Here is a 12,373-nt window from a genome sequence, read left to right on the forward strand (position 1 = left end):
CGCTTGCGAACCTGGAGGATGCCAAGGCCGGAGAGGCGGATCTTCTCACCCTTCTTCAGGCTCTTGGCGATGAGCTCGACCACCTGCGTGAGGATCTCGTTCGCCTGACGCCGCGGCAGCTCGTGCATCTCGGCGAGCGTGTCGGCGATGTGGCGCAGGGTCAGGATGCCGTTCGACGAAGCGGCCGTCCCGATCTTCTTGGCAGTCTTGGCGGCGGTCTTCGCAGGCGTCTTGCCGGCTGCGGCCTTGGCGGAGGTCTTGGCCGCCGCCTTCTGGGCCGGAGCCTTGGCTGCCTTGGTTGCTGCGGCCTTGCGGGCCGGGGCTGTCTTGGTTGCAGTCTTCGCCATCTGCAAACTCCTCGTGAGGCGCCATGAATTTGTCAGACAGTAGCATCCACATCGAATTCAGGTGCGGATTTCAAATCCACAGGCCACCGTTTCCACAGCATTCATCGTGATGACGTTGACAGAAAGACCCGGCGCTTCGCGCAGCGTGTTGGGATCACCTTCCCGCAGCACAAGGAAGCGTGCGGGTGGGGATGCCCGTCAGCGAGCGCAGGTGGACGCGAAGGAACCAGGTCGTGACCAGGTCAATGGCGGGAAAAATACGGGGCCGGGGGCTCGGGTTTGCGGGCCGAGCTTGTCGGCCGCTCAATCGACAGCGTCATGTGCGGCGGGTCTTCTCCTGCGTGCAACTGAAAGACGCGTTCGTCCAGTTCCTTGTCGGCGGGCGTGAGACGATGGTTCAGGCGCAGGTAGTCCGTCCAGGTCGGCGTCTGGAAGGTTTCTGTCCATTGCAGCGGCGTCTGAAGGTTGCGCTGGAGGGTCCAGCGCCGGGCACCGACGCGGCTGTGCACATGCCGGCGTTCACGCATAAGATCCAGGAACGCCTCAACCTTTGTCTCGGGGATCAGATACTCGACCTTTACGACGATGGGGCCGCTTCTTGGCTTCAGATTGAGGGCCACGGCCGGGGTGTCGAATGCCTCCAGAGGATCAGGCTCGGACTCCCGACGCTCGCGCAGCGGAAACACGGCCCCGGCCGCGGCGACGAGCACCAGAGCACCAGCGGAGCCCGCCAGCGCCCAGGTCAGGGAATGGGTCTGGGCCACCGTGCCCCACACCCAACTGCCAGCCGCAAGACCGCCGTATGTCAACGCAGTATAGATTGAGATGGTGCGCCCCACGACCCAGCGCGGGCTCGCCAGCTGCACACTCATGCCCAACCCGGACCAGGCGGTGACCCACCCCGCGCCGCCGACGGCGAGGGCAAGGGCCGCCACGGCCACTGAAGACGTCAGCGCCAGAGAGAGGGAGCACGCCGCGCAGGCCAGGCAGGCGAGCGTCATCAGCCGTTCTTGCGACAGGATGCGCCTGAACCGGCCATTGGAGACGCCGGCGACGACAGCGCCGATCCCGAAACCCGCCATGAGGGCGCCATAGACGAGAGGGCCTCCCCGCAGCTGGTCGCGAACCACCAGGGGCAGCAGCGCCAGGATGGCGATGCCTGCTAAGCCAAAGAGGGTTCCGCGGGCGATTGCCGCCTTGATTTCCGATGACATCGCCGTGAAGCGCACCCCGTCAGAGATCGCGGTCCGCATCGGCTCGCGCGGGAGCGGCGACGAGCGCACCTTCCATCTGCAGCGCCATATGACGGACAGCGGCACCAGATAGCCGAGGGTGGTGATAGTGAAAGCCGTCAGAAGGCCAAAGGAGGCCACCACGAGGCCGCCGAGCGCCGGGCCGACGCTCCGGACCGTGTTGAAGCCGACGGAGAGGAGGGTTACGGCAGCTGGAAGGTTGCGTCGGTCGACGATATCGCCCACCGAGGCTTGCCAAGCTGGATCGTTGAGAGCGCCGCCGCATGCGATCAAGAAGCTGAAGCCAAGGATCATCCACGGATCGACAAAGCCCAGCGCCACAGAAAGCGTCAGCGTCGCAGAGGCGATCGTCATCAGGCACCGGCCAGCGACCATGACCCGGCGACGGCTGTAGTTGTCAGCGATGGCCCCGGCGAGGACAGAGAGAATGAACGCGGGCAGCGTCGAAGAAGCCTGCACCAGTGCAACCATCAGATCTGAGGTCGAGATCGTTGCCATCAGCCAGCTGATGGCAACCGTCTGCATCAACCAGCCGAGACTGGAGACCTGCGTGGCGAGCCAGATCGAGCGAAACGTCGGATTCCTGAGCGGCGCGAACGTCGCTGGCGACACTGGATCCGCATCTTCACCTGCCACACTACCCATCTTGGTAGCCGTTCGCGCCGTGCGTTTCATCTGCTCCCGCTTCTTTCGGAGGTTCGTTTCCGATCAGTTTTGCCGCCACAGAAGTGGCCTTGCATCTGTTGTGATTGCGGTCAAGAGCGCCTCCGCGGTAATGATCTGGCCCGGTGCACTGGACGCCGCATATCCTCCGGCCTGAGGGTGCAAACGCGGCGGCCCGCGGGGCGCTCTCCTTCTGGATCAGGCGAGCCATGGATGAGGCAAGAAGAAAACGCCGGCCAGTACTCATGAGAGGTGTGTCTGAACAATCGTGCCTTGCCGCCCATCGGGCATGGCCACGAAAGCTAATCGCCTTGCGGCCGGGATAGAAGAGCATTTGCGCCTGCCCCCGATGGTCCTGCTTCTATGGTTAATCACGCCACGCTGCTGCACAATCTTCACGATGGCGCCTCTGTCTGCGTCGTTCAAGAGTCGCGGTGGTGAGGAGTGGCAGGGACTCAAAGGGTCAGGGCTGTGGAGGAACGACTGAAGCAGCGCTGGTTGCTTTTCAGAGTTTGTGAAGTGAGAAGCAAAGTTCGGCCCAATTGACCGAATGTTGCCGCAACTAACCAAAAAGGAGGCCGCCCACTCAGGCGGCCCTTCTTATGCAAGCACGGCTGACTTTCGTCCGCTTTCGCCTTAAGGGCAGACATTCAGCCCACTTCCGGAATGCGCCAAGACCAGCCTTTGCAGCTCACCAGAATGAGACGCCGACTCTGTCTGCTTTTAGACGCAAAACATTGACCGTAGAGGTCAGATCCGTGCAGCCTCTTGCAGGGGACCAAGTAGGTCTACTGAGGCCAGCGCTCCCGGATCCGGCCATCCGTGACACGCCAGAACACCATGCCGGAGAACTCGACCGACTTCCGTGATGCCGCGATGCCTTGGAAATCCGCCTTGTGCGTACCGCGCCACCGTGCCCGTACGGCACGCGGTTGCCCTCGGCGAGGATGTCCTCGATCGTGACATGCAGATCCGGAAACACGGTCTTGAGCGCCTGAATGTGCTGCTTGACCCCCTCGAGGCCAAGACGCGCTCCCGTCGCATGGTCGAAGAAGTCGTCCGCGACCTACTCATCGATGGCAGCGGGATCGAAGTGGTTCGTGGTCGCCTTGTAGTGTGCCCGGATCAGGGCCTTGTTGCGGTCCGGCTCGTTCGTCATGAAGGTCTCTCCTGTTGGCGTTGTTACATCAACGAGGTTTAGAAGGAACGCCGCGACTCCATTCCACCACATGCTTCTGCATACCATGGGAGGCGGGCATGAAGCTGTCCTGACCTATGGCAGCTGCGTGGAAAGGTAGACGATGGTGGACGCCGATGAAGCGGAGGCCACGAGACAAAGATCAAGAATCGTTCGTGGCCGATAGTTCACCAAGCGGTGCAACATGACATCTCTCGGATGGTACGGGTTATCAGATGCTTTCTCCGTGAAAACTGCAGTACAAGGTTGGAGAAAAACCTCTCCTTCACGAGCGCGAGCACCGTCCCGGTCCCGCTACAGATCACCGCTGTATGCTCCAGGATGACCACAGGGTGGACTGGTACGCTGAGGTGCAGAGACGCGATGGATCCTTAGCAGGATCAACGGTGACGGGCCGAACGTGTGCACCAAGAGTGCGACGGGATGGATGGAGTGGAGCAACGACGGTGCCAAACGGCACATCCGTCGTCTGCAGGACAGCAGTCATGCCTGCCATCAGGCGTTGTGGCACAAACCAATTTTCCGCCGACCCGAGCGGCAGAGGGCCACGCAAGAGCTGAACCTGCCGGAAATGGACACTTTCGCCTGCGACGGGGGCTAACGCGGCTCTCACGTCGTCAGGCACGACGGGGAGTACATGCCGCTGATGGACCCCAACGCTGATCGGCCCCTGCGAGAGGCCATGCTCGTCGCACCACGTCAGAGGGTTTCGGTGGCCGTAGCGCCGGCGAGCAGACGGGTGTTCAGGTCCTCGATGAGAGCATTGGTCCAGGATCGTGCCGTCATGACACTGGAAGTCCGTCCGCGGCGACGGTGTCCTGCTGAGCAATGGGCTCGGAGAATAGCCGTTGCGCACGATCGGCTGCTCCCGCAGGCAGCGAGATCAGGAGCACGCTGTCGATCAGGCGGGTCGTTCCGACAGAGGCGGCCACACACAGTGCCGCCGGTCGCTCGACCCTCCCCGGAATCGCCTCCAGCGTCTCGGCATCCACCAACTGCAGGTACTGCAGCTGATCGACCTCCGTTATCTGGGCCCGGGCGGTCTCGACCAGCCTCTGACTATCGCGCTCTCCTGCTAGATAGGCTTCCTGGGCGGCGAACAGTCCCTGGCTGAGGCAGCGGGCCCTTTCTCCCTCCTCAGAACTCAGGTAGCTGTTGCGGCTGCTCATGGCGAGTCCGTCAGGCTCGCGCACGGTCGGCACCGTCACGACCTCGACGGCCAAGTTCAGATCTCGCACCAGTTGCCGGATCACGGCGCATTGCTGAAGATCCTTTTGGCCGAAGAAGGCGACATCCGGCTGCACGATGTGGAACAGCTTGGTGACCACGGTGGCCACACCCCGGAAGTGCCCGGGCCGGAAGGCGCCGCACAGCGGCTCGGCCACAGGGCCAGGCTCGACAGAGGTCTGGAAGCCGGGCGGATAAATCTCACCGGCGTCCGGCACGAAGAGCAGGCGCACGCCGGCGGTGCGGCAGAGCTCGTGATCCTTGCTCGAGCGCGCGGGGATAGCGGTCGAGGTCCTCGTTCGGCCCAAACTGAGTTGGATTGACGAAGATGCTCACCACGGTGATGTCACAGCGGGCGACACTTTCCTGGATGAGTGCGCCATGGCCCGCGTGCAGGAAGCCCATGGTCGGCACGAAGCCGATCCGCAGGCCTGCGGCGCGATAGCCTTTCAGGCACTGGGTCAGGGACTTGATCGTGCGGCAGGTGAGCATCGGCGGCCTCAAGAGCTTGTGAAGGAATGGGATGTCCAGGCAGCAACCGCGGCCTGGACATCAGCCGGCAGGGCATAGGATTCGGCAGCAGACGGAAAGGCGCCGCAGCGCACATCCCCGGCCCAGTGCGAGCGCCTGCTGCAGCAGATCGAAACCATCAACATAGGTGCGCACGAACTTGGGCCGGTGTCCCTGTGTCAGGCCGAGCACATCGTGCAGGACCAGCACCTGACCGGAGCAATGCGGGCCGGCGCCGATGCCGATGGTCGGAATGCTCAGCGTCTCGGTGACCCGGGCCGCCAGCTCGGCAGGAACGCCCTCGAGCACCAGCGCAAAGCACCCGGCCTCCTGCAGTCGATGCGCATCCTCCAGGATCTGGAGGGCGTCCTCGGCTCCCCTGCCTTGCACCTTGAAGCCGCCCATGGCATGCACGCTTTGCGGCGTCAGGCCCAGATGCCCCATCACCGGGATCTCGCAGTCGACGAGCGCGCGGATCGTCGCCAGTCGCTTGCCGCCGCCCTCCAGCTTCACCGCCTTAGCCCCCCGTTGCAGGAAGCCTCCGGCATTGCGCAGGGTGTCCTCCAGACTGAGGTGGTAGCTCAGGTACGGCATGTCAGCGACGAGCAGGGCTCTGGGGCGAGTTCGCGCCACCGCCTCGAGGTGGTGGTTCATCATCGTCATGCTGATCGGCAGGGTATTGTCGAAGCCGAGACAGACATTACCGACGCTGTCGCCGACCAGGATCATGTCGACCACGGGATCGGCCAGGCGGGCCGTGATGGCATCATAGGCCGTCGTCACCACCAGCCGCCGGCCGTCCCGGGCCCACTGCTGAAGCAACGGGATGGTGACCGCTGGTGCATCCGATGAGGAGAAATGGCTCATCAGGTCACCTCTTGCTTGAGCAGCCGAACCAATGGGACGTCACCTTAGACAACTTCGGAACAAGCCTGTATCTGTCTGACGCGCTCAAGACAGCGCATGATATTACTCTAGAAAGCCAATGGTATGGCCTGTAAACTCGCCGGACCCAATATGCCGCAAGCTGCCAAAGTTCAAGAGATGTGTATTCTATAGTTCTCCTCCACCTTGGTGCTTTGTTCTCTTGTCGGACGATGACGGGCACATTTCGCCTGCCCTTTGCGCGTCATGCGCACCTATCTCAAGGCCGCCTGAGATCGCGCGGGCGCTGTTCCTGGCCTTGACCCTGAGCATTGGGCGAACCCGCCGCCTTATGGCACAATAACCCTGCTCAGTCTGTGGCCATCTTCGGCGTGGATATTTGCTGAAGCATCTGCATGACGGCCTCGAAAAGGTAGAGCTTGGCCACAAAGATAACCCCTTCTGGCAACTCATCAGCGCCCGGCCACTTACGGCTCGACGTCACGACAATGCCGAGCCTGGGCCATCGCTGATGAATGACTTTGGTCAGCGCGAGGCCATTCATCGATCCCGGCATGTCAATGTCGGTGATCACAGCCTGCACATCGGGACGGGCCTCTAGGAGCGCGATCGCCTCGTCGGCATTGACAGCCTCAAAGACCGTGAAGCCTGCCTCCTCGAGAAAGTCCGCTATGAAGATGCGCACCAACGGCTCATCTTCGACAACCAGGATGGGCACGCGCGTCGGGTGCTTGGGTGCGTTCATGAGACCTCTCATCAGGAGGCTAGAGTTCGAATCCTCTGTGCCAATGCACATGAGGCGTGAGGAGAAGGACGCACTGCACTCAACGAGAAGTATGCAATCAACGATTGCTCATTAAAGGAGGACCCGCCCTGCCCAAATTGGCTTGGCATCCGCGGCTCCGCCGATCCTGTGCTGCAGCCAGGCGAACCTAGCGCCATGGCGTTTACCTGCACTCCATACCAAACGCGCATCAACCCGCAGGGAAAGGCTGAGGGTCTCCAGAACGAACTCACGCGGGAGATGACTGTGGCGGCAAACCTAATACAAGCGCCACCAGCGGAGATGTTGTCGACGGCGCACAATAGCGCTGGAGATTGGTCTTTGTCGATCACTCTGGCTTGACAAAGCAGCGGCTGCCGGCGATGCCAGTGGCGATCACGTTCTCTCGATAGAACGCCCTCAATGAACGCTGATCTTCTTTCTTCCATTATCCCAGTCGCCTTAGCGCCGAGGGAGACACAGGCTGCAGATGCCCTCGTTCACCTTCAGGGTTACTCTCGCGGACTTGATCCCGCAATGGTCGTGCACAATTGCGAGACGACATCGTCGAAAGGCCAGTCACCGCATAACCTGATAAGACCTATTCATTGTCTGGCTCTTCGGAGAACACGACCACATCGCGCGGACGAGCGGAGCTTTGGGAGGCGCGGATGTTCCTGTCAGCCTCGTTGAGCATCGCAATAGCGGTCTGTGCATCCCGGCGAAATCGCGTCTTGAGCCGCTCCGGCTCCCGGTCCCAGCCGCGTACTCCATCCTGGATCTCGTACAGAGCTCGGGCCACGGCTTCGATTTCCGACTGGTTCATGGCTATAAGCCTTTCCGTTGTTTGTTGCGTTCCCTTTCGGAGCTTCTCACCCGGTTTGAACCACCTTTTGGGTTTACCAGAGCTGGCCTGTGTGATGCCGCCAAATTGCTCTTGGTATTCAATCTACCTAAGGCCGTCGGGCTGTAAGATATATCGCGCTGGCGAGACCGGCCCACGCCAGAGCGAGGCAAAGCAAACGAAACCCAATTGTAGACCTGAGTCGAGCCCACCGACGCTCATCGATCTGCAGAAGATCATCGTCATCCTCTGTGCGCATCATGAGTCTCACGGTTCTGTGCGGGTGAGAGTTGCTGTGACCGCTGGCGCGCGATCTCGTAACATCCGCATGCGATCTGTTCGAGACCGGAGCGGTCGGTCACGGTGATCACACCGCGATCCTGGTGAATCAAACCCATTGACTGGAGCCCAAACGTGACAAGACTGACCGTCGACCGTTGCACTCGCAAAACTTGGGACAAATGCTCGTGCGTGAAGGGTAAGGTCGCCGGATCGGCTGGATCCCGCATGGTCAGGATCCAGCGGCAGCAGCGGGCCATGACGCTGTGGACGATGTTGCAGGCCATTGCTTGGAGAGCCTCCGCCAGCAGGGCCTCTTCATAGCGCAAGAGGAGTTCGCGAAGACTCGGTTGTTCCTCGAACGCGCGATGCAGGACATCAATGTCAATGCGTGAGGCAGTGCCCGGGATTTGGACAACAAAGTTCCCGAGGGATCGGCGCGTCACCAGTGTGCTGGCAAAGCCAAACATGGCGTCATACCCAAGCACCACCATCTCGATGGCTTTGCCAGCCGGGAGAACAGTCGTGAGCGAGACAACGCCATCATGCGAGAAGTAGACGAATGGCATGCTTTCGTCAGTCTCATAGACGACCCTGCCTTTATGCAGCTCTATCAGCTCAAGATATGGCTCAAGATGCGCAAAGTCGTCCGACGGCAGGGCTGAGAGCAGCCAGTTCGTGCGAGGGGATGATTGGCATGAGGTTAGTGACATGGCAACACTCCTTCGCCTGCTTGCATTACCACCTGGCTTGCGACTTTGGTGCCGAGCGCCGCCTGTGCGGCGGCAAGGCGCGCGATACGGCGAGCGGGGCACGGAGGCGAGCCCGGTGGTTTCGCAGAACTGGCCGGGTGCGGGCCACCGTCTCATGGCGGTGATTCATCGTCGCCATGCTGACTGGCAGGGTGTGTCGAAGCCGAGGCAGGTATGACCGACGCTGTCCCCCCACCAGGAGCAGGTCGACCACCGAATCAGGCAGGCGCGCGGTAACGCCATCGTAGGCGGTGGTCATCACACGCTGGTGGCGATGGCGGGGCCACCGTTGCAGCAGCGGGATTGTGTTTCGATCTGAAAAGGACTCGGTTCGATCGCTCATGTCGCTTACCTCATACCAAGGGGAGCCTGCGGTCAGGTCTGCGTGTCCTAATGCGAGACGCCCCACTCTGCCCAAAAAGGAGCTCGCTGCGGCCCCTGTCGCAGCGAACCCAAGTGTGGGAGGACCGTCCCCGAGGACATCTCCCTTCGCAAGGGAGACAAGGTGACCGGAACGGAGGCCACCTCCTCCGCTGCCGGCGGTGCCGACAGGGAGACCGGCGCAGGCCCATGGCCTGCAATTCATAAGACCGGAGACACTTCCGCCCGACAGGCTCACGGGCGCATCCCTGCGTTACCTTGAGGCCCCAGGAGTGTGGCCGCAGCGATCCTTTTGGCATCACAGATGAGGTCGGCAGCAGTGGCCAATTCGGGTTCATCGAAGGTGAAGCAGCCACAGCTGTCGAGGGTTGTGCCGCTGGCATGGGAGTACACCTCCAGCCAGAAGGGCGCGATGCAACGCGACTTGTGCTCCGGCTGCGTCAGCTCGGTCAGGCGCACCTCGACCGATCCAAACCGTGCCACCGTGGCGGTCTTCACGCCGTTGGCCTGATCCGGCATCACGGCGAGCTGAACATAAGCGCGAAGAATGTCAGGTTCGAACGAGTCGGGATCAAGGAACAGCGCATGAGAGCACTCTCGAGAGGACAATCGGGATTGCGTCATTGAGGTCTCCACGAAGCCACGTTGGACTGGCTGCCATTCAGGGCCACATTGAATGCGGCTTCCGCCTTCGCCTTGATCTCGTCGAGCGTCACACCGTTGGCGAGTTCGATCAGGCTCATGCCGGAGCTGCCCTTCCTGTCGAAGGTGAAAACGTTGCACCTCCGCTCCACCCTATCCTGCTGTCTGTTATGAGACGCTGGCAGGCTGCAGGTCTGCTTATGGCAGTTGAGAACAGAGGTAGATGGCCGTGAGCGCAGATGAAGCGGCAGAGATCACGAGACACAGATCAAGGACCGTTCCTGGCCGATTGTTCACAATGCGGTTCAACATGACATCTCCTGAAAGGTTGACGTTGAACGGATACTCCCCAACTGAAACCGACCGTTCGGCTCTCGAGTGCTCGCCTGCGGCTCGCCCTGAAGGTTGCTTCGTATCGCGTGCCCGCTCCTGCACGCGCAGCTTCTGCGTCCGAGGTGCTGCGGTTCAAGACAGGCCGATGAGATCATTGACCTGCCCGCTGAACCGGAAGTGCCGACACCTCATCGTCTTTGCGGAGAAGCCGGACCTTTGCTCGAGCAGCCCAATCATTCGGAGGCCACCTTCTTGATCTGAGTTGGATCAAGGCAATATCCGCCCGATCGTCACCCAAACGTACTGGTTAGAATTCACGCTTGTACGCATCTGGCGCCGTAAAGACAGCGCATGCCAACGCTCTGAAGAGCTGACCTGGCAAAATGTATATTGGCCCGCCTAACTACCGTGGGACACAGCCAAATTTCAAGAGACGTGTATTCTAAATTTCTTCTGTTCCTTAGTGCAGTCTTCTCTTCTCAGTAGCCATAACACGGGCATCCAAATCAAACGCAGCGCCATGCGGCGAGAGCGGTTGAACTGACCTGAATGCGCGAGCCTGCCTGTCATGTTGATCGAGGACAGCAATCGCGGCTCGGGCCTCCTCGCGAAACTTCGCTCTGCGGTGCTCGGACGTCCGATGCCAGTCGCGTGCTTCCTCCTGGATCTCGTAGAGGGCTCGCGCCACGGCTTCTATTTCCTGCAGGTTCATCGTTCGAGATCTCCTTTGATGCATGGACTGGAGTGGGTTTGTCGGTCCATTCGCTGAGCGCTCCGCAGGCACCGAATCCATCATGCTGTTTTCCACCCATCACGCCTGGCTCGCGGCCTTGTTGCCGAGCGCCGCCTGCGCGGCCGCAAGGCGCGCGATCGGCACGCGATAGGGCGAGCAGGACACGTAGTCGAGCCCGACCGACTGGCAGAAGTGGATCGACGCCGGATCGCCGCCATGCTCGCCGCAGATGCCGAGCTTGATGTTGCCCCTCGTCTTCCGGCCGCGTTCGGCTGCGAGCTTCACCAGCTCGCCCACGCCTTCCTGGTCGATGGTGACGAACGGATCGGCAGGCAGCAGGCCTTTTTGCGTGTAAGGACCGAGGAACGAGGCGGCGTCGTCGCGCGAGATGCCGAGCGTCGTCTGCGTGAGGTCGTTGGTACCGAAGGAGAAGAACTCCGCCGATTCCGCGATTTCACCAGCGCGCAGAGCCGCGCGCGGCAGCTCGATCATCGTGCCGACCTGATACTCGACCTTCACGCCGGCTTCCTTGGCGACGGCTTCCGCCATGGCGACGATGCGATCCTTCACGAGGTCGAGCTCCGGCTTCGTCATCACGAGCGGTACCATCACTTCCGGCACAACGGGCTTGCCGGTCTTGCGGCCAGCCTCAACGGCAGCCTCGAAGATGGCGCGCGCCTGCATCTCGGCGATCTCCGGATAGGCCACGGCCAGACGGCAGCCGCGGAAGCCGAGCATCGGGTTGAACTCGTGCAGTTCGATCGCACGGCGCTTGAGCTTGTCCACCGGCGCGTTCATGGCCTTCGCCACGTCCTCCATCTCCTCTTCCGAGTGGGGCAGGAACTCATGCAGCGGCGGATCGAGCAGGCGGATCGTGACCGGCAGGCCGCTCATGATCGTGAACAGCTCGACGAAGTCCTTGCGCTGCATGGGCAGGAGCTTGGCGAGCGCCGCGCGGCGACCGGCTTCATCATCGGAGAGGATCATCTCGCGCACCGCCACGATGCGATCGCCTTCGAAGAACATGTGCTCGGTCCGGCACAGGCCGATGCCTTCCGCCCCGAAGGTGCGGGCGGTCTTGGCATCGAGCGGCGTTTCCGCATTGGCGCGCACCTTCATGTGGCGCACCGTGTCGGCCCAGCCCATGAGCGTGGCGAACTCGCCGGAGAGTTCGGGCTGAAGCATCGTCACCTGACCGAGCAGCACCTGGCCGTTCGAACCGTCAATGGTGAGAATGTCGCCTTTCTTCAGCGTCTGGCCGGCAACCGTCAGCGTCTGCGCGGCATAGTCCACGCGGATCGAGCCCGCGCCGGAGACGCAGGGCTTGCCCATGCCGCGCGCGACCACCGCCGCGTGCGAGGTCATGCCGCCACGCGTGGTGAGAATGCCTTCGGCCGCATGCATGCCGTGGATGTCCTCGGGCGAGGTTTCGACGCGCACGAGAATGACCTTGCGGCCTGCCTTCTTGGCGGTTTCCGCATCGTCGGAATTGAACACGATCTCACCCGAGGCCGCGCCCGGCGAAGCGGGCAGGCCGCTCGCGAGGATCTTGCGCTCGGCCTT

Annotated in this window: 9 protein-coding genes and 4 pseudogenes; all 13 read right to left on the reverse strand. The window is 61.7% G+C overall.

What is annotated here, in order from left to right:
• On the reverse strand, window positions 1-347 hold a 347-nt coding region (locus tag AA309_RS32515), incomplete at its 3' end, for an HU family DNA-binding protein (RefSeq protein ID WP_052954988.1).
• 242 nt (window positions 348-589) lie between these two features.
• Entirely contained in the window at window positions 590-2,245 is a 1,656-nt protein-coding gene (locus AA309_RS25115) for an MFS transporter (RefSeq protein WP_047191766.1), read from the reverse strand.
• Window positions 2,246-3,051: 806 nt separating this feature from the next.
• Window positions 3,052-3,317: pseudogene (locus tag AA309_RS37855) on the reverse strand (ester cyclase); the annotation flags it as partial.
• Between the two features lie 926 nt (window positions 3,318-4,243).
• A pseudogene (gene panC / locus AA309_RS25125) lies at window positions 4,244-5,180 on the reverse strand (pantoate--beta-alanine ligase).
• An 8-nt stretch (window positions 5,181-5,188) separates the two neighbouring features.
• A pseudogene (panB, locus tag AA309_RS25130) lies at window positions 5,189-6,065 on the reverse strand (3-methyl-2-oxobutanoate hydroxymethyltransferase).
• Window positions 6,066-6,235: 170 nt separating this feature from the next.
• Window positions 6,236-6,434 (reverse strand): annotated as a pseudogene (locus AA309_RS36850) (hypothetical protein); the annotation flags it as partial.
• A complete protein-coding gene (locus AA309_RS25135; protein ID WP_047191768.1) occupies window positions 6,433-6,828 on the reverse strand; it encodes a response regulator in 396 nt (131 codons plus the stop codon). The gene AA309_RS25135 and the pseudogene AA309_RS36850, both read right to left, overlap by 2 nt.
• Window positions 6,829-7,447: 619 nt before the next feature.
• The gene (locus tag AA309_RS25140; RefSeq protein ID WP_047191769.1) at window positions 7,448-7,672 is read right to left on the reverse strand and encodes a hypothetical protein; all 225 of its coding nucleotides are present in this window, start codon (window positions 7,670-7,672) and stop codon (window positions 7,448-7,450) included.
• A 260-nt stretch (window positions 7,673-7,932) separates the two neighbouring features.
• Window positions 7,933-8,682, reverse strand: coding sequence for a Crp/Fnr family transcriptional regulator (locus AA309_RS25145; RefSeq protein WP_047191770.1), 750 nt, complete (start codon window positions 8,680-8,682; stop codon window positions 7,933-7,935).
• 25 nt (window positions 8,683-8,707) lie between these two features.
• Entirely contained in the window at window positions 8,708-9,307 is a 600-nt protein-coding gene (locus AA309_RS37860; RefSeq protein WP_084731639.1) for a 3-methyl-2-oxobutanoate hydroxymethyltransferase, read from the reverse strand.
• A gap of 29 nt (window positions 9,308-9,336) precedes the next feature.
• Entirely contained in the window at window positions 9,337-9,726 is a 390-nt protein-coding gene (locus AA309_RS25150) for a hypothetical protein (protein WP_047191771.1), read from the reverse strand.
• Window positions 9,723-9,845: a hypothetical protein gene (locus AA309_RS36855; protein WP_425286903.1), complete on the reverse strand. Its 123-nt coding sequence runs from the start codon at window positions 9,843-9,845 to the stop codon at window positions 9,723-9,725. The genes AA309_RS25150 and AA309_RS36855 overlap by 4 nt, the downstream gene beginning before the upstream one ends.
• Window positions 9,846-10,888: 1,043 nt before the next feature.
• Window positions 10,889-12,373 (reverse strand): putative PEP-binding protein (locus AA309_RS25160; RefSeq protein ID WP_047191773.1); only part of this gene is annotated, 1,485 nt, incomplete at its 5' end.

Origin of the sequence: Microvirga vignae (assembly GCF_001017175.1) — a bacterium.
GTDB classification, from domain to species: domain Bacteria; phylum Pseudomonadota; class Alphaproteobacteria; order Rhizobiales; family Beijerinckiaceae; genus Microvirga; species Microvirga vignae.

Coding starts and splice junctions, on each gene's coding strand:
- AA309_RS25115 (WP_047191766.1), bottom strand. CDS start 2,245: ATGGGTAGTGTGGCAGGTGAAGATGCGGATCCAGTGTCGCCAGCGACG.
- AA309_RS25135 (WP_047191768.1), bottom strand. CDS start 6,828: ATGAACGCACCCAAGCACCCGACGCGCGTGCCCATCCTGGTTGTCGAA.
- AA309_RS25140 (WP_047191769.1), bottom strand. CDS start 7,672: ATGAACCAGTCGGAAATCGAAGCCGTGGCCCGAGCTCTGTACGAGATC.
- AA309_RS25145 (WP_047191770.1), bottom strand. CDS start 8,682: ATGTCACTAACCTCATGCCAATCATCCCCTCGCACGAACTGGCTGCTC.
- AA309_RS37860 (WP_084731639.1), bottom strand. CDS start 9,307: ATGAATTGCAGGCCATGGGCCTGCGCCGGTCTCCCTGTCGGCACCGCC.
- AA309_RS25150 (WP_047191771.1), bottom strand. CDS start 9,726: ATGACGCAATCCCGATTGTCCTCTCGAGAGTGCTCTCATGCGCTGTTC.
- AA309_RS36855 (WP_425286903.1), bottom strand. CDS start 9,845: ATGAGCCTGATCGAACTCGCCAACGGTGTGACGCTCGACGAGATCAAG.